Origin of the sequence: Nocardioides sp., from assembly GCF_004803405.1 — a bacterium.
GTDB classification, from domain to species: Bacteria; Actinomycetota; Actinomycetes; order Propionibacteriales; family Nocardioidaceae; genus Nocardioides; species Nocardioides vastitatis.
In genome coordinates this window covers 1-14,866 of the sequence record NZ_SSXI01000255.1, presented here as the reverse complement: position 1 = coordinate 14,866, position 14,866 = coordinate 1, and the positions used below count along the sequence as shown (strand labels likewise).

16 protein-coding genes and 1 pseudogene are annotated in these 14,866 nt (G+C 71.2%); 11 read left to right on the top strand and 6 right to left on the bottom strand.

All coding sequences use genetic code 11. The features are described 5' to 3' along the window. Positions 1 to 252 precede the first annotated feature (252 nt). From E7Z54_RS18455 to E7Z54_RS18425, 7 genes are all read left to right on the top strand, one after another. Positions 253 to 1,233, top strand: a complete 981-nt coding sequence (locus E7Z54_RS18455) for a ribose-phosphate diphosphokinase (RefSeq protein ID WP_136436192.1) — start codon at positions 253 to 255, stop codon at positions 1,231 to 1,233. A 228-nt stretch (positions 1,234 to 1,461) separates the two neighbouring features. Continuing rightward, positions 1,462 to 2,139: a 50S ribosomal protein L25/general stress protein Ctc gene (locus E7Z54_RS18450; protein WP_136436191.1), complete on the top strand. Its 678-nt coding sequence runs from the start codon at positions 1,462 to 1,464 to the stop codon at positions 2,137 to 2,139. Positions 2,140 to 2,246: 107 nt separating this feature from the next. Further along, the gene (gene pth, locus E7Z54_RS18445; protein ID WP_136436190.1) at positions 2,247 to 2,840 is read left to right on the top strand and encodes an aminoacyl-tRNA hydrolase; all 594 of its coding nucleotides are present in this window, start codon (positions 2,247 to 2,249) and stop codon (positions 2,838 to 2,840) included. A gap of 41 nt (positions 2,841 to 2,881) precedes the next feature. Further along, positions 2,882 to 3,676: a 3'(2'),5'-bisphosphate nucleotidase CysQ gene (locus tag E7Z54_RS18440; RefSeq protein WP_136436189.1), complete on the top strand. Its 795-nt coding sequence runs from the start codon at positions 2,882 to 2,884 to the stop codon at positions 3,674 to 3,676. A 43-nt stretch (positions 3,677 to 3,719) separates the two neighbouring features. After that, the gene (locus tag E7Z54_RS18435; protein ID WP_136436188.1) at positions 3,720 to 4,118 is read left to right on the top strand and encodes a VOC family protein; all 399 of its coding nucleotides are present in this window, start codon (positions 3,720 to 3,722) and stop codon (positions 4,116 to 4,118) included. A gap of 23 nt (positions 4,119 to 4,141) precedes the next feature. Next, the gene (locus tag E7Z54_RS18430) at positions 4,142 to 5,896 is read left to right on the top strand and encodes a DUF2207 domain-containing protein (RefSeq protein ID WP_136436187.1); all 1,755 of its coding nucleotides are present in this window, start codon (positions 4,142 to 4,144) and stop codon (positions 5,894 to 5,896) included. Between the two features lie 68 nt (positions 5,897 to 5,964). After that, positions 5,965 to 6,546: a LemA family protein gene (locus E7Z54_RS18425; RefSeq protein ID WP_136436186.1), complete on the top strand. Its 582-nt coding sequence runs from the start codon at positions 5,965 to 5,967 to the stop codon at positions 6,544 to 6,546. Between the two features lie 3 nt (positions 6,547 to 6,549). On the opposite strand, the gene E7Z54_RS18420 is transcribed toward E7Z54_RS18425, so the two are convergent. Continuing rightward, entirely contained in the window at positions 6,550 to 7,173 is a 624-nt protein-coding gene (locus tag E7Z54_RS18420; protein WP_136436185.1) for an alpha-ketoglutarate-dependent dioxygenase AlkB, read from the bottom strand. A 150-nt stretch (positions 7,174 to 7,323) separates the two neighbouring features. Between E7Z54_RS18420 and E7Z54_RS18415 the strand changes: the two genes are divergently transcribed. Then, positions 7,324 to 8,037, top strand: coding sequence for a GntR family transcriptional regulator (locus E7Z54_RS18415; protein WP_240769775.1), 714 nt, complete (start codon positions 7,324 to 7,326; stop codon positions 8,035 to 8,037). A 19-nt stretch (positions 8,038 to 8,056) separates the two neighbouring features. On the opposite strand, the gene E7Z54_RS18410 is transcribed toward E7Z54_RS18415, so the two are convergent. Beyond that, on the bottom strand, positions 8,057 to 8,434 hold the full coding sequence (locus tag E7Z54_RS18410) for a hypothetical protein (RefSeq protein ID WP_136436184.1): 378 nt from the start codon (positions 8,432 to 8,434) through the stop codon (positions 8,057 to 8,059). A 208-nt stretch (positions 8,435 to 8,642) separates the two neighbouring features. Between E7Z54_RS18410 and E7Z54_RS18405 the strand changes: the two genes are divergently transcribed. Next, positions 8,643 to 10,022 (top strand): MFS transporter, encoded by a 1,380-nt coding sequence (locus tag E7Z54_RS18405; protein WP_206056387.1) that lies wholly within the window; start codon positions 8,643 to 8,645, stop codon positions 10,020 to 10,022. Positions 10,023 to 10,055: 33 nt separating this feature from the next. On the opposite strand, the gene E7Z54_RS18400 is transcribed toward E7Z54_RS18405, so the two are convergent. Beyond that, on the bottom strand, positions 10,056 to 10,694 hold the full coding sequence (locus tag E7Z54_RS18400; protein WP_136436183.1) for an HD domain-containing protein: 639 nt from the start codon (positions 10,692 to 10,694) through the stop codon (positions 10,056 to 10,058). 68 nt (positions 10,695 to 10,762) lie between these two features. Further along, positions 10,763 to 11,932, bottom strand: a complete 1,170-nt coding sequence (locus E7Z54_RS18395) for an RtcB family protein (RefSeq protein WP_136436182.1) — start codon at positions 11,930 to 11,932, stop codon at positions 10,763 to 10,765. A 253-nt stretch (positions 11,933 to 12,185) separates the two neighbouring features. Between E7Z54_RS18395 and E7Z54_RS18390 the strand changes: the two genes are divergently transcribed. Both E7Z54_RS18390 and E7Z54_RS23465 read left to right on the top strand, forming a co-directional pair. Beyond that, a complete protein-coding gene (locus E7Z54_RS18390) occupies positions 12,186 to 12,488 on the top strand; it encodes a chorismate mutase (protein ID WP_136436181.1) in 303 nt (100 codons plus the stop codon). Between the two features lie 4 nt (positions 12,489 to 12,492). Further along, positions 12,493 to 12,663 (top strand): hypothetical protein, encoded by a 171-nt coding sequence (locus E7Z54_RS23465; RefSeq protein WP_168798407.1) that lies wholly within the window; start codon positions 12,493 to 12,495, stop codon positions 12,661 to 12,663. A gap of 3 nt (positions 12,664 to 12,666) precedes the next feature. On the opposite strand, the gene E7Z54_RS18385 is transcribed toward E7Z54_RS23465, so the two are convergent. Next, positions 12,667 to 14,331: a DNA repair helicase XPB gene (locus E7Z54_RS18385; RefSeq protein WP_136436180.1), complete on the bottom strand. Its 1,665-nt coding sequence runs from the start codon at positions 14,329 to 14,331 to the stop codon at positions 12,667 to 12,669. A gap of 210 nt (positions 14,332 to 14,541) precedes the next feature. Further along, positions 14,542 to 14,866 (bottom strand): annotated as a pseudogene (locus tag E7Z54_RS23460) (hypothetical protein); the annotation flags it as partial.

Below are 14,866 nucleotides of genomic sequence, written 5' to 3'. Positions count from 1 at the left end.
GCACCAGCGGAACCTCCCCGGCTGGGCGCAGCGCCGTCGTCCGGGCACGCCCCAGGCGAAGGCGTCGGCGGCTGCGGAGCGCCACGGCGACGGGGACGACCCGGACGAGCCGTCCGCCTGACCGCTGGGCAGGTGGTCGGCGCGGTGGCGGCCGTCACGTGAACGTCCCGAAAACGGACGGGGACTTGGGGCCTACGCTGCCGAGACGGCACAATCCAGGTATCACCTCCGGCGACCAGGGGAGCCACGCGCGTGAGCGGTCTGAAGCGGACGACCGAGAAGAACATGATGGTCTTCTCCGGACGGGCACATCCCGAGCTCGCCGACGAGGTGGCCGAGATCCTCGGCCAGCAGCTCGTCCCGACCCAGGCGTACGAGTTCGCCAACGGCGAGATCTACGTGCGCTACGAGGAGTCCGTCCGGGGCTGCGACGCGTTCGTGATCCAGAGCCACACCACTCCGATCAACGAGTGGATCATGGAGCACCTGATCATGGTCGACGCGCTCAAGCGCGCCTCCGCGAAGCGGATCACCGTGGTCATGCCGTTCTGGGGCTACAGCCGCCAGGACAAGAAGCACCGCGGTCGCGAGCCGATCTCGGCGCGCCTCCTGGCCGACCTGTTCAAGACGGCCGGCGCCGACCGGATCATCACCGTCGACCTGCACGCCGACCAGCTCCAGGGCTTCTTCGACGGTCCCGTCGACCACCTGATGGCGCTGCCGGTCCTCACCGACTACATCAAGGGCAAGTACGGCGACCAGCCGCTCGCCGTGGTCTCGCCGGACGCCGGCCGGATCAAGGTCGCCGAGCGCTGGTCGGCGCGCCTGGGTGGCGTGCCGCTGGCCTTCATCCACAAGACCAGGCGCACCGACCGGCCCAACGAGACCGTCGCGAACCGCGTCGTCGGTGACGTCAAGGATCGCATCTGCGTGCTGACCGACGACATGATCGACACCGGCGGCACCATCGTGAAGGCCGCCGAGGCGCTGATGGCCGAGGGCGCGGCCGGTGTCGTCATCGCCGCGACCCACGCGATCCTCTCGGAGCCCGCGGTCGACCGGCTCAAGAACAGCACGGCCACCGAGATCGTGATCACCAACACCCTGCCCGTGCCGCCCGAGAAGCAGTTCGACAAGCTCACGACCCTGTCGATCGCGCCGCTCGTGGCGCGCGCGATCCGCGAGGTGTTCGAGGACGGCTCCGTGACGTCCATGTTCGACGGTCACGCCTGAGCCATCCCTCCCGGCGGGCTCCATGGATTTCGTCCTTGCCGAGGCCGTTGGGTAGCCTTTCCCGGTTGCCTCGGCGAGGGAGCACCCGCTTCTGTGACTCCGTGATCGACTGGGCCGGCTCGTCATGTACGACGCCGCGCGCCCTGCCGGTCACCGGGTGAGGGAAGCGCGGCGCTCTTGGTTTTCCGGGGCGGCGCCATCGAGACCGGACGATCCAGGGAGATCCGCATGAGCACCGAGAAGATCAAGGCCGAGCTGCGCACCGAGTTCGGCAAGGGCGCGGCCCGCCGCATCCGCCGCGAGCACAAGGTGCCCGCCGTGCTCTACGGCCACGGCAACGACCCGATCCACGTGACCCTGCCGGGTCACGACACGATGATGGCGATCAAGCACGGCGGCGCGAACGCGCTGCTCGAGCTCGACATCGACGGCACCGCGCAGCTGGCCCTGACCAAGCAGGTCCAGGTCGACCCGGTCCGCCGCGTCCTCGAGCACGTCGACTTCGTCGCGGTCCGCCGTGGCGAGAAGGTCACCGTCGACGTGCCGATCATCGTCGTCGGCGACGCCGCCAGCGAGACCCTGACCGTCACCGAGAACTCGACGATCCAGGTCGAGGCCGAGGCCACCCACATCCCCGAGTCCTTCGAGGTCGACGTGACCGGCGCCGAGGCCGGCACCCAGTTCCTGGCCGGCCAGCTGACCCTGCCCAAGGGCACCACGCTGCTGACCGACCCCGAGACCCTGGTCGTCAACGTCACCGCGGCCCAGACCGCCGAGCAGGTCGAGGCCGAGCTGGAGGAGGCCGAGGCCGAGGCCGGCATCGCGAAGGATGTCTCCGAGGCGCCGGCCGCGGGTGCCGCCGAGGGCGAGGCCGCCGAGGCCGCCGAGGGCGGCGACAGCGAGTGAGCCTCAGCCGGCTCAGGTGGTTCCTGGGTCGACTGATCTCCCCGGCGCGGACCTCCGCGCCGGGGAGCTCCGCCTTTACTGACACATCCGAGCTCGAGGAGGAGCCCGTGACCGACACCGACGCCTGGCTCGTCGTCGGTCTCGGCAACCCGGGTCCGTCGTACGCCGGGCACCGCCACAACGTCGGCTACCTCGTCGTCGACGAGCTCGCCAGCCGGATGGGTAGCGGCTTCCGCGCCCACAAGACCGGCCGGGCCGACGTGGTCGAGGGTCGCCTGGGAGCTCCGGGCGTGCCCGGGCCGCGTGTGGTGCTCGCCAAGGCGCGCTCCTACATGAACGAGTCGGGCGGCCCGGTCAAGGCGCTCGCGACCTTCTACAAGGTGCCCGCCGAGCGCATCATCGCGATCCACGACGAGCTCGACATCCCGTTCGGCACGCTGCGGGTGAAGCGGGGCGGCGGAGACAACGGCCACAACGGCCTGAAGTCGATGCGCTCCTCCCTGGGCACCGGCGAGTTCTACCGCGTCCGTGCGGGCATCGGTCGTCCGCCCGGGCGCCAGGAGGTCGCCGACTTCGTGCTGTCGAACTACTCGAGCACCGAGCGCAAGGAGCTGCCGTTCCAGGTCGACACGGCTGCGGACGCGGTCGAGTCGCTGGTCGCCGAGGGGCTCGAGAAGACCCAGCAGCGGTTCAACTCCTGAGCCCTCGAAGCCCGTCGCGCCGGCGTCGCTAGGGTGGCCCGGTGACATTCGAGCCTGGCACACCCGCCCCCGAGGTCGTCTCGGACGACCACCGTCTCGCTGCGTGGCTGGCCGAGGCGGCCGGTCGACGCCTGCTGGAGGTCCGTGCCGGCGGAATCGAGGGCAAGGAGCTCAAGGACGCCGGCGACCGTGCCGCACACGAGCTGCTCATGGAGCTCCTGGGGACCTACCGTCCCGACGACGCCGTGCTCTCGGAGGAGGCGCTGGAGAACGCCGAGGACAAGGACGCCCGGCTCCGCGCCGACAAGGTCTGGATCGTCGACCCCCTGGACGGGACCCGAGAGTTCTCCGAGCCCCCGCGCGACGACTGGGCCGTGCACGTCGCGCTCTGGCAGGGCGGGGACCTGATCGCCGGCGCGGTCGCCCAGCCGGCCCTGGGGGAGACGTTCAACACCGGCGCCCCGCCGGTGGTGCCGGCCCGGACGAGCGACCGGCCGCGGATCGCCGTCTCGCGCACCCGCCCGCCGGCGTTCGTCGAGGCGCTGGCCAAGGAGCTCGACGCCGAGCTGGTCCCGATGGGCTCGGCCGGCGTGAAGATGATGTCGGTCGTCCGGGACGTCGCTGATGCCTACGTGCACGCAGGCGGCCAGTACGAGTGGGACTCGGCCGCGCCGGTCGCGGTGGCTCGTGCCTCCGGCCTGTTCACCTCCCGCGTCGATGGCAGCGAGCTGGTCTACAACCAGCCCGACGTCTACCTCCCCGACGTGATCGTCTGCCGGCCCGAGCTCGCCGACCAGATCCTGGGGTTCATCGCCGACCACGGCACCGACGCCTGAAACCGGCTTGAGGCGGCGACCCCCCGCCCCCGAGAGTGGTGCGATGACGTCGTACATCTCCCACACCACGGTCTCCTGTCGCAACGCCTACGCGCTCTCCGAGTGGTGGAAGCCGGTGCTCGGCTACGTCGACGTCGCCGGCGACCCGAACCTCCCGGGCCACGAGGAGTGCATGATCGTCGACCCCGGCACCGGGCACAGCGTGCTCTTCATCGAGGTGCCCGACGAGAAGACGGTGAAGAACCGGCTCCACTTCGACCTGCGTCCCCGCGAGGGCACGCGCGACGAGGAGGTCGAGGAGCTGCGGGCCCACGGTGCGACCGAGGTGGCCGACCACCGCGGGAAGTACGGTCCCGGGACCGGCTGGGTGGTCCTCGCCGACCCCGAGGGCAACGAGTTCTGCATCCTCCGCTCGGAGGCCGAAGTGGCCGCGACGAGCTAGTCGGACGCCCTAGGGTGGCCCGCATGAAGCGCCTTCTCGCCTCGCTCGGCGCGTTCGTCGTCCTCGCGGGGATCCTGTTCGTCCCGGCGCTCCTGTGGGACGTCGACCTCAGCGCCGGCGACGCGGTCAACGAGCCGACCCGGATCACCAGCTACGACGCGGAGTTCACCGTGTCCGACGCGGGTGACCTGTCGGTGGTCGAGACCCTGTCGGTCGCCTTCCCGACCGGCGACCGGCACGGCATCTTCCGGTTCTTCGACCGCGTCGACGAGGCCGTCCCCGAGGCGCGCCGGATCCCCGAGGACGTCGAGATCACCATGGACGGCGGTGAGGTTCCGGTCGATCACACCGTCGAGGACGGCGTGTACGACGTGTACCGGATCGGCGACGCGGATCGCACCCTCAACCCCGGGATCCACGTGTTCCAGATCCGCTACCGGGTCCCGACCGTGCTCGCCCCCGGCGGCCCGGACGTCGACACGCCCAGCCAGTTCTACTGGCAGCTGGTCCCCGAGGGCTGGGAGCAGGACATCGACAGCGCCGACCTCACCGTGCACCTGCCGGAGGCGGCCGAGGACGTGCAGTGCGTGATCGGCACCGAGGCGATGGGAACCTCCCCGTGCCAGGTCGAGGGAGAGGGCACCACCACCCTCACGGTCACAGCGACCGGACTCGACGACCACACCCCCGTCACGCTGATCGCCGGGCAGGCCGTCGACCCGGTCGAGCCCGCGGTGACCCGTCCCTGGCCGCCGCGGCTCGACCAGGTGACCGGGCCCAGCCGGGTGGTGCTCGGGATCCTCGCCCTGCTCGGGCTCGGAGCGGGAGGCCTCGGGCTGTTCCTGGCGTGGCGCTCGGTCGAGCATTCCCCAGGGTTCCCGCTGCAGTACGCCCCGCCCGAGGGCATCGGCCCGGCCCAGGCGGCGTACATCCTCAACGAGAAGACGGACCGCACGGCGTTCGTCGCCACGCTCATGCACGCAGCCGAGCGCGGCGCCGTGAGACTCGACCGCGGCCCGGACAGCTGGACGATCACCGACGCCCGGGGTCCCGAGGGCTGGGACGGCGTCGACGAGGTGACCTTCGGCGTCGCCGACCTCCTGCCCGAACCCGGCGGCAGCTTCGTCGCGGGCCGCAAGGACGTCGAGGCGGGCCGCCGGCTGAAGAAGGAGCTGGCGTCCTTCGCCAGCGAGACCAAGTCCTGGGCGCGCCGCGAGGGCCTGCTCGTGCCGGCCGGCGCGGGCATCCTCGGCGCGCCGCTGGTCCTCGGGGCGGCGATCGTCGTCGTGCTGGTCGCGTGGTTCAACCCGTTCGACCTCACCTTGGTGGGACTGCCGTTCGCGGCCTTCGCGGCCGGCGCGGTACCGCTGCTGCAGACGGGGGCCGCGACCAAGCGCACCGCCACCGGCCGTGACCTGTGGGCGCGGGTGGGCGGTTTCCGGCGAGTGCTGGCGACGCCGTCGAGCCAGGCGCGGTTCGACTTCTCCGGCCGCGAGGAGCTCTACACCACCTACATCCCGTGGGCGGTCGCGTTCGACTGTGCCGACGAGTGGACGGAGAAGTACCGCTTCGAGACCGGGAGCGAGCCGCCGGCGCCGGTGTACTTCGCCGGCTACGGCGGGTACGGCAGCCACGTCGACTCGATGGTGCAGGACTTCGAGTCGACCGTCGGCAGCGCGATCTCGTCCTACCAGGCGACGCAGCGCTCGTCCTCCAGCAGCGGTGGCGGGTTCAGTGGTGGTGGCGGGGGCGGTGGTGGCGGCGGCGGTTCGTGGTGACCAACCTCGCCACCCGATAGGTTGGCGTCCGAGTTCCCGTGTGAGATCCGAGCCCTGAGGGGGCAGCCATGAACGTGGGCACAGCCATCGGCATCACCGCCGCGGTCGTGATCGGCCTGGTCGTACTGCTGGCGCTGTTCGGCGTGGTCGGGTTCAACAAGCTGCGCAAGGCCGACATCGGCGCGGAGGAGGCCCTCGGCGGCATCGACGTCCAGCTGACCCGTCGGGCCGAGCTGATTCCGAATCTCGTGCAGACCGTCAAGGGCTACGCGACCCACGAGCGCGAGGTCTTCGAGGAGGTCACCCGCGCACGGGCCGGCGTCACCCAGGCCGCTCAGGGCGACAGCGTCCCGGCGAAGGCCGCGGCCGACGCCCAGCTCTCCCAGGCGCTGGTCAGGCTGAACGCCGTCGCCGAGGCCTACCCGGACCTCAAGGCGAACGCGAACTTCACGGACCTGCAACGGCAGCTGGCCGAGACCGAGGACCAGATCGCCTTCGCCCGCCAGTACTACAACGACGCCACCCGCCAGCTCAACGAGGCGGTCAGGACGCTGCCCTGGATGCTGTTCTCGGGCGTCGCCGGCGTCAAGGAACGTGAGTTCTACGAGGCGCCCGCCGAGCACACCGCTGCGCCCGGCGTGGAGTTCTGACCTCTAGAAGACGTTGAACGGGCGGAACTGGACGGAGATCCGCGGCCCGGCAGCGCTCACCTTGGGGACGGCGTGCTCCCACGTGCGCTGGCAGGACCCGCCCATCACCACGAGATCCCCGTGGCCCATCTCGACCGCGAACGACTCCTCGCGTCGATCGGGGTCGCGCGGGCGGAGATGGAGCTTGCGCGGGTCGCCGACCGAGACGATGGCCACCATCGTGTCGTGTGTGGAGCCGCGGCCGATGGTGTCGCCGTGCCAGGCGACGCTGTCGCGGCCGTCGCGGTAGTAGCAGCAGCCCGCGGTCCGGAACGGCTCGCCGAGCTCGGCCAGGTAGTGCTCGCTCAGCGTCTCGCGCGCCGCCGTGAGCGCAGGGTGGGGGAGCTCCTCGCCGATCATGTAGGTGTACACCAGGCGGGGGACGTCGACCACGCGGTCGTACATCGTGCGGCGCTCGGCGCGCCACGGAACGTGACCCACCAGCGTGGCGAACACGTCGTCCGCGTCGGGGAGCCAGCCGCGCGCCACGTCGACCCACGCCCCCTCGGTCAACCGGCGTCTCTCGATGCCGGCGCCGGTGGCCCGGGCGGGCGGCTCGAAGAGCGTCGTCTGGAAGCCCACATCCATGAGATCGAGGATAGCCGACCGTTCGAACGTGTGTTCGGTCACCTCGCCGGCGTGTCCTGGGTGGGGGCGGACCCCTGTGAGCACGTTACGAGTTCGTTATTTTGGGTGATTTTCAGGTGCTCGAGGGTGCTCAGCCCCTAGTCTCCGACGGTGGCATCAGTTCAGGCGGGAACGACCGGCCGCTCGTTGAAGCACGTGGTCATCCGCGAGTACGTGCGCGGCCTCGTTGCCGACCGAGCTCCGGGCACGGTCGCACCGTCCGAGAGAGACCTCGTCGAGCGCTTCGGTGTCGCCAGGATGACGGTCCGCCAGGCTCTCGACGCGCTCGTCGCCGAGGGCGTGCTCGAGCGGTTCCCCGGACGAGGCACCTTCGTCGCCGCTCCGAGGCGGATCCCGACCGGGGTGGCCGGCCTCACCGAAGACCTGGCCCTGCGGGGCCAGGTCGCGGAGTCGCGGACGCTCGCTGCGGTCCTGATGCCCGCCGCGGCCGCGGTGGCCCGCGCACTGAAGGTCGATCCCGGCGCGAGCGTGCTGCACTGGCGCCGTGTCCGGCTGGCGGACGGGGGCCCGGTCTGCGTCTCCGACGCCTACCTCCCCGAGACGCTGGTGCCGGGGCTGGTCGACGCGCTTCCCGCGAGCCTGTATGACGAGCTGGGGGCTCGGCAGCGCCGCCCCACCTGGGCGGAGGACGTGGTCTCGGCCGGCACGGCGACCGACGACGAGGCAGGGTTCCTCGGGATCGAGCCCGGAGCCGTCGTACTCCGCCACGCCCGGAGGGCGCTGTGGGAGGAGACCGTGATCGAGGTCTCGCAGACCGTCTTCCGAGGCGACCGGCACTCGCTCTGGCTCCAGCTGCGCGGCTGAGGCTCTGCGTCCTACCGGCTCAGGCCCTCGCCAGGCTGCCGAGGGGCGCGACCGGCTGTCCGCTCTCCTCGCACACCCATTGCGGGTCGGGCCCACCGAGGTCCGGCTCGATGTGGAGGGCGTGGACAGGCGTGTCCTGGCAGTGCGTGCAGACCGGCCACAGTCCCTCCCGGTCCTCCCGCCCGAACGTGTCGGCGAGCGCGTCCTGCACGTCCTGGGCGACCAAGCCGGCGATGTACGGCGCTCCGTCCGGCCACTGCTCGAGCCACCACTTGCGCTCCGAGCACGCGCGGTCGAGGAGGGTGACCGCCCCGGGAGTGGTGAGCCCACGCGCCATGAGGTCGGCGAGAACGTGCGCTCGGGCCACATAGATCACGCTGTCGTCCACAGGGTCCATTGTGCGGGGAAGCGGGTGACTGGCTCGCGGGCCGCTCCGCGGCGCCAAATCTGACGGGCTCCACCGGCGAACTCTCCGCCGCTGACACCGAGCCGGACACTGCCGAGCAGCAACAGCCGTCGCCGGCGCTGCGCGACCACGAGCTGACCGACCACCGGCTGCGCCCTCGGTTGACCTCAACCCCGGTCAAGGTCCTACCGTCACGCGGGTGACCCTGGCTCCCCCAACCCGAGACCCTCGTCCGCGGCTGCTGTCACCGACGTACGCCGCCACGACGATCGGCATGTTCGCGCTGGTCGCCTTCGTGGCCTTCGAGGCCACCGCGGTCACCACGGTGATGCCCACCGTCGCGGACGAGCTCGACGGGGTCGGCCTCTACGCTCTCTCCTTCGCGGCACCACTCGCGAGCGGCGTGATCGGCATGGTGGTGGCCGGCGCCCGCAGCGATCGCCGTGGTCCGGTCGCCCCGCTGGCCGGGGCACTGGCGCTGTTCGCCACCGGTCTCGTCGTGTGCGGCACGGCGCCGTCCATGGAGGTGCTGGTCGCCGGCCGGGTGCTCCAGGGGCTGGGCGGCGGGGCGATGACCGTCTGCCTCTACGTCGTGGTCGGCCTCGTCTTCCCCGCAATCCTGCAGCCTGCGGTGTTCGCGAGCTTCGCGGCCGCGTGGGTGCTTCCCTCCCTCTTCGGGCCCGCGCTGGCGGCCTTCGTGGCGCACGCCCTCGGCTGGCGCTGGGTGTTCCTCGGCGTCGTCGCGCTCGTCGCGCTGGCGGCGCTGCTCATCGTGCCGGCGCTGCGCGGGCTGGAGCCTCGCGACGAGGAGACCGCGCCGGTGCGATCGCGGCTGCTCTGGGCCGCGGTGGGCGGCGTCGCCGTTCTGGTCCTCGAGCTCCTCGGGTCGCGGAGCGGAGCCGTCGGTCTGCTCGGCGTTGCCGCGCTCGGCGTCGTGCTCCTCTCCCTCCGGCGGATGCTGCCCGCGGGGACGCTTGTCGCCCGGCGCGGGCTCCCTGCCGTGATCGGCACCCGAGGGTTGCTGAGCGGGTCGTTCTTCTGCGCCGAGGCCTACATCGTCTTCGTCCTCCAGGACCGCTGGGGCCTCACGCCCGGCACGGCCGGCCTGGCACTGACCGCCGTCGGCATCGTGTGGGCCGTCTCCAGCCAGGTGCAGTCCCGGCTCGGCCAGCGGATCTCCGACGTGACGGCGATGCGCTGGGGCAGCGGTCTCGTGCTCGCCGGCACGGCCGCTCTCCTGGTGGTCGTGGTCGGCCACGGCGCGCCGGTGCTCGCGATGGCGGCGTACGTCGTCGCCGGCGCCGGCATGGGCTTCGGCTACCCGCGCACCGGCGTGGCGATGCTCGCGGCCTCCAGCGACGCGGACCGCGGGTTCAACTCCTCGGCCCTGTCCATCGCCGACTCCCTCGGCGGCGCGCTGTCCCTGTCGTTGTCCGGCATCGTCTTCGCGATCGCCACCCGGGCAGCCGGCGACCCGTTCGTATCCGTCTTCGTCCTGGCGACGGGCATCGCCGTGCTCGGCGTCGTCACGGCCGCTCGCACGCCTGCGGCGCGGGTCGATCGTCTCCCCGTGCCCTGACGACGGGCGTCTTCTGCGGTGACCCTGTCCCGCTCAGCCCGCCACGTCCAGCTTCTCCAGCTCGCGCGCGACGTTCTCCCGCGCCCGAGCCTCCCAGTGCGCTCGCCCGTGAGTGGTGTGGAAGAGCTGGGGCTCGCTGGTGAGCTGGCGCAGTACGGTCGCCCGGCCCTCCGCGAACACGTCGTCCGGCAGGTGGCCGTACTCCGCGCGCACGGCGCTCGCATACTCCTCGTAGCGGTCGATCGGCGCGCCCAGGATCGCGAGGTCGGCGTCGGAGAGCGCGCAGCCGTTCGCGTCGTCGGGTGTCGGCCGGTGGTGCTCGGTGAGCCGGACCAGGCGGGCCACCTCCGCAACGGTGGCCTCGTCGGTCACGTCGGGGAGCGCATGCTCCGCCCAGGCGGCCGAGCGCTCCTCGGCGTCCCGCTCCCCGTCGTACACCGCGTCGTGGAACCACGCCGCGAGCAGGACCGGCGTCTCGTCGTACCGCGCCCCGGCCGCAGCCAGCTCCTGGAGCCGGTGGATCACCTCGGTGAGGTGCCGGACATCGTGGTGGCCACGGGTCGGGTCCCCGTACGCCGAGAGCAGCTCGGCGCGCAGGGCGTCGGCACCGCTGAGCGGCCAGGGCAGTTCGTCGGTCCGCGCACCGGGCAGGTCGGGATGGTCGTCCTCCATCCCCCCATTCAAGCCGAAGTGGCGGCGGACCGGCAGGGTCGTCTCCCCACCGGCCCGCCGTTCGCGGCTCAGTCGCCCTTGACGTTGACGATCTGGCGCAGGGTGTGCCGGATCTCGACCAGGTCGACCGCGTCGGCCATCACCCGGTCGATGTCCTTGTACGCCGCTGGGATCTCGTCGATGAAGGCGTCGGTGTCGCGGTACTCGATGCCGACCATCGCCTCGCGCAGGTGCTCGCGGGTGAAGGTCTTGCGGGCCCGGTTCCGGGAGTACTCCCGACCGGCGCCGTGCGGCGCCGAGTTGAGCGAGACCCGGTTGCCCTTGCCCTCGACGACGTACGACGCCGTCCCCATCGAGCCGGGGATCAGCCCCATCCGCCCCTTCTCGGCGTTGATCGCGCCCTTGCGGGAGAGCCACACCGTCCTCCCGAAGTGCGTCTCCTGCTCGGTGTAGTTGTGGTGGCAGTCGATCTCCTCGCACCGCTCCACGTCGTCCCCGACCCACTCGGCGAACTGGCGCAGCACCCGGTCCATCATCTCCTCGCGGTTCAGTTGCGCGTAGTGCTGCGCCCACCGCATCTGGTGGATGTAGGTCCAGAACTCGTCGGTGTCCTCGGTGAGGTAGGCCAGGTCCCGGTGCGGCAGGTCGACCTGCCGCGTCTGGCAGAGCTGCTGCGCGACCTTGATGTGTCTCTGGGCGATCTTGTTGCCCACGCCGCGGGAGCCGGAGTGGAGGAACAGCCACACCCGCTGCTCCTCATCGACGGTGACCTCGATGAAGTGGTTCCCCGAGCCGAGCGTGCCGAGCTGAAGCACCCAGCTCTTCGTGTAGGACGACGGGTCGAACCCGGCCTCGTCCGCCCTGCGAGTGAGCTCGTCGAGCCGACGCTCGGTGTGCTCCCTGGACACCTTGCGGTTGGCGGCGCCCGCGCTGAGCGGCACGGCGCGCTCGATGGCCTCGCGCAGCGGCCGGCGGTCGGTCGGCACCTGGTCGGCGGTGTACTGGGTGCGCACGGCGATCATGCCGCAGCCGATGTCGACGCCCACCGCTGCGGGGATGATGGCGCCGAGGGTCGGGATGACGGAACCCACCGTCGCGCCCAGTCCCAGGTGCGCGTCGGGCATCAGCGCGAGGTGCGGGTGGATGAACGGCATCGTCGCCGTCATCACCGCCTGGTCGCGGGTGCTCGGCTCGAGGATCGAAGCCCAGTTGAGGAGCTTCGGGGTGATCTTCTCCATCGTCTCGTTGTGGCCTTCGGCCCTTCCTGTCCGTTGCCCGCGTTGGTGCGAACCGGACGAGGCTAGGTACCCGGAAACGCCTTGTGCACCGCATTTCGGCGGGTGTACGACGTGACTGGCTGGGCTGGGTCGTCCCGCGGATGAGCATCCACGGCGAGACGTGGAGCGCGCGTCTCGATGCATCGGTGGCCTGGACGTCCAGGAACGGCGTACGCGAGTCGCACCCCTGCGCCGGCAGGGGGACACTGTCCCCGTGACTCCAGAAGAAGCACGCTCCGAGCTCCAGCGCCTCAGGGCGAGCATCGACAACCTCGATGCCGCCCTCGTCCACCTGCTGGCGGAGCGGTTCAAGTGCACCGAGCAGGTGGGCCGGCTCAAGGCGCGAGCCGGGATGCCCCCGGCCGACCCGGCACGGGAGGCCGTCCAGATCGCGCGGCTGCGGTCGCTGTCCGAGTCCAGCGGGCTCGACCCGCACTTCGCCGAGAAGTTCTTGAACGTCGTCATCGCCGAGGTGATCCGCAACCACGAGCAGTTCCTCGACGAGGTGGAGGGCTGACCGCGTGAGCCGCGTTCCGCCCGACGAGCAGCAGGTACTCAAACGCTTCTTCAGCGCGGAGGGCCGGTTGCTCGACATGCCGGTTCGCCACGTCAGGCGAGCGGTGGTGCATCTGGTCGACGACGGCTTCCTGGCCCGCGAGGACGACCTGTACTGGCGCAGCGACGGCGTCTGAGGCTCAGCCGCGGTCGCCCAGGCCCAGCTCCTCGGCGTCCACGATCCGGTAGGCGTATCCCTGCTCGGCCAGGAAGCGCTGCCGGTTCTGCGCGAAGTCCGCGTCGACGGTGTCGCGCGAGACGATCGTGTAGAACCGGGCGATCTTGCGCTCTCCGTCGGGACCGGGCTCCCCGGGTCGGAGTAGCCGCCCCAGCCGCTGCGCCTCCTCCTGACGCGACCCGAAGGACCCCGACACCTGGATGGCCACCTCGGCCGACGGCAGGTCGATGGAGAAGTTCGCCACCTTGGAGACCACCAGCAGCCCGATCTCACCGGTGCGGAACGCCTCGAACAGCCGCTGGCGCTCCCTCACCGGTGTCTCGCCGGTGATGACCGGAGCGTCGAGCGCGACGGACAGCTCCTCGATCTGCTCGAGGTACTGACCGATCACCAGGGTCGGCTGGCCGGCGTGCCGAGCGACGAGATCTCGGACGACGCCGACCTTCTCCTTCGTGCACGCCGCGAGCCGGTAGCGCTCCTCCGGCTCGGCGGTCGCGTAGGTCATCCGCGAGGCGTCGGGCAGGGTCACCCGCACCTCGATGCAGTCAGCCGGTGCGATCCAGCCCTGCGCCTCGATGTCCTTCCACGGCGCGTCATAGCGCTTCGGCCCGATCAGCGAGAACACGTCGCCCTCGCGGCCGTCCTCCCGCACCAGCGTGGCCGTGAGGCCGATCCGCCGTCGAGCTTGCAGGTCCGCGGTCATTCGGAAGATCGGCGCCGGCAGCAGGTGCACCTCGTCGTACACGATGAGGCCCCAGTCCCGGGCGTCGAAGAGCTCGAGGTGCGGGTAGACGCCCTTCCGCTTGGTGGTGACCACCTGGTACGTCGCGATGGTGACGGGCCGGATCTCCTTGACGGTGCCGGAGTACTCGCCGATCTCGTCGGCGGTCAGCGACGTGCGTTTGACCAGCTCGTCCTTCCACTGCCGCGCGCTCACGGTGTTGGTGACGAGGATCAGCGTGGTCGCCTGGGCGTGCGCCATCGCGGCGGCGCCGACGATGGTCTTTCCTGCGCCGCAAGGCAGCACGACCACCCCGGACCCGCCGTGCCAGAACGACTCGGCGGCCTCCTGCTGGTAGGCGCGCAGGTTCCACCCGTCCTCGGCCAGCGCGATCGCATGGGCCTCGCCGTCGACGTACCCGGCGTAGTCCTCGGCCGGCCAGCCCAGCTTCAGCAGCGCCTGCTTGAGGTTGCCGCGCTCGGAGGGGTGCACGACGACCGTCTCGTCGTCGACCCGTGCGCCGAGCATGCCCGCGATCTTCTTGGCACGCAGCACCTCCTCGAGCACCGGCCGGTCGTTGGAGGCCAGGACCAACCCGTGCGTGGGGTGCTTCTCGAGCCGCAGCCGGCCGAAGCGGGACATCGTCTCCGCGACGTCGACGAGCAGCGCGTGCGGCACCGGATAGCGGGAGTGGGTCAGCAGGGTGTCCACCACCTGCTCGGCGTCGTGTCCGGCGGCACGCGCGTTCCACAGGCCCAGCGGCGTCAGCCGGTAGGTGTGGATGTGCTCGGGGGACCGCTCCAGCTCCGCGAACGGCGCGATCGCCTTGCGGCACTCCGCGGCCTGAGGATGATCGACCTCCAGCAGCAGGGACTTGTCCGACTGGACGATGAGGGGGCCGTTCATCGGGGTCCCCGCGGGGTTGCTCGCCGGACAAGCGAGGCCGGAGAGGCACGGAGCCCCGTGGGGTGGGTGATCACCGCACGAGTTTACGGGGTCGGCGGTGCTGCAGGTTTATCAAGGGATGCAGCCGAAGCTGCACTTCCCAGGGTGAGCAACGCTTGGGAAGTGCAGCTTCGGCTGCATCCCTTGATAAACCGGCGCGGCGCCCAGCGCTCACCCCACCGGCACCACGCGACTGATCCGGTGCACGGCGTAGCTGCGCTCGGCATCCGGGTCGTCGGCAGCGGCGTCGTGGTCGCGCGCGGTGAGCCGACCGCCCTCGACCTCGGTCGGGAGCACGGTGCGCTCGCTGACGACCCCCTGGTTGTCGGTGAACGCGATGAGTACGACGCCCTGCCGCTCGATCGCCTCCCGCAACGCTGAGAGCACGCCGCCCCCGGGGGCCGAGGCCGACGGCGGCCGGGTCCGCGCCTGCTCGTCGCCCTCCCGCAGGGTGCGGACCGCGGCGGCGACGTGCGCGGACTGACGGGCGGAGAAC

Excerpts from the sequence above, each read along its gene's own strand:
- E7Z54_RS18450 (WP_136436191.1), top strand. The coding sequence starts at position 1,462 with ATGAGCACCGAGAAGATCAAGGCCGAGCTGCGCACCGAGTTCGGCAAG.
- E7Z54_RS18435 (WP_136436188.1), top strand. The coding sequence starts at position 3,720 with ATGACGTCGTACATCTCCCACACCACGGTCTCCTGTCGCAACGCCTAC.
- E7Z54_RS18430 (WP_136436187.1), top strand. The coding sequence starts at position 4,142 with ATGAAGCGCCTTCTCGCCTCGCTCGGCGCGTTCGTCGTCCTCGCGGGG.
- E7Z54_RS18425 (WP_136436186.1), top strand. The coding sequence starts at position 5,965 with ATGAACGTGGGCACAGCCATCGGCATCACCGCCGCGGTCGTGATCGGC.
- E7Z54_RS18420 (WP_136436185.1), bottom strand. The coding sequence starts at position 7,173 with ATGGATGTGGGCTTCCAGACGACGCTCTTCGAGCCGCCCGCCCGGGCC.
- E7Z54_RS18410 (WP_136436184.1), bottom strand. The coding sequence starts at position 8,434 with ATGGACCCTGTGGACGACAGCGTGATCTATGTGGCCCGAGCGCACGTT.
- E7Z54_RS18400 (WP_136436183.1), bottom strand. The coding sequence starts at position 10,694 with ATGGAGGACGACCATCCCGACCTGCCCGGTGCGCGGACCGACGAACTG.
- E7Z54_RS18395 (WP_136436182.1), bottom strand. The coding sequence starts at position 11,932 with ATGGAGAAGATCACCCCGAAGCTCCTCAACTGGGCTTCGATCCTCGAG.
- E7Z54_RS18385 (WP_136436180.1), bottom strand. The coding sequence starts at position 14,331 with ATGAACGGCCCCCTCATCGTCCAGTCGGACAAGTCCCTGCTGCTGGAG.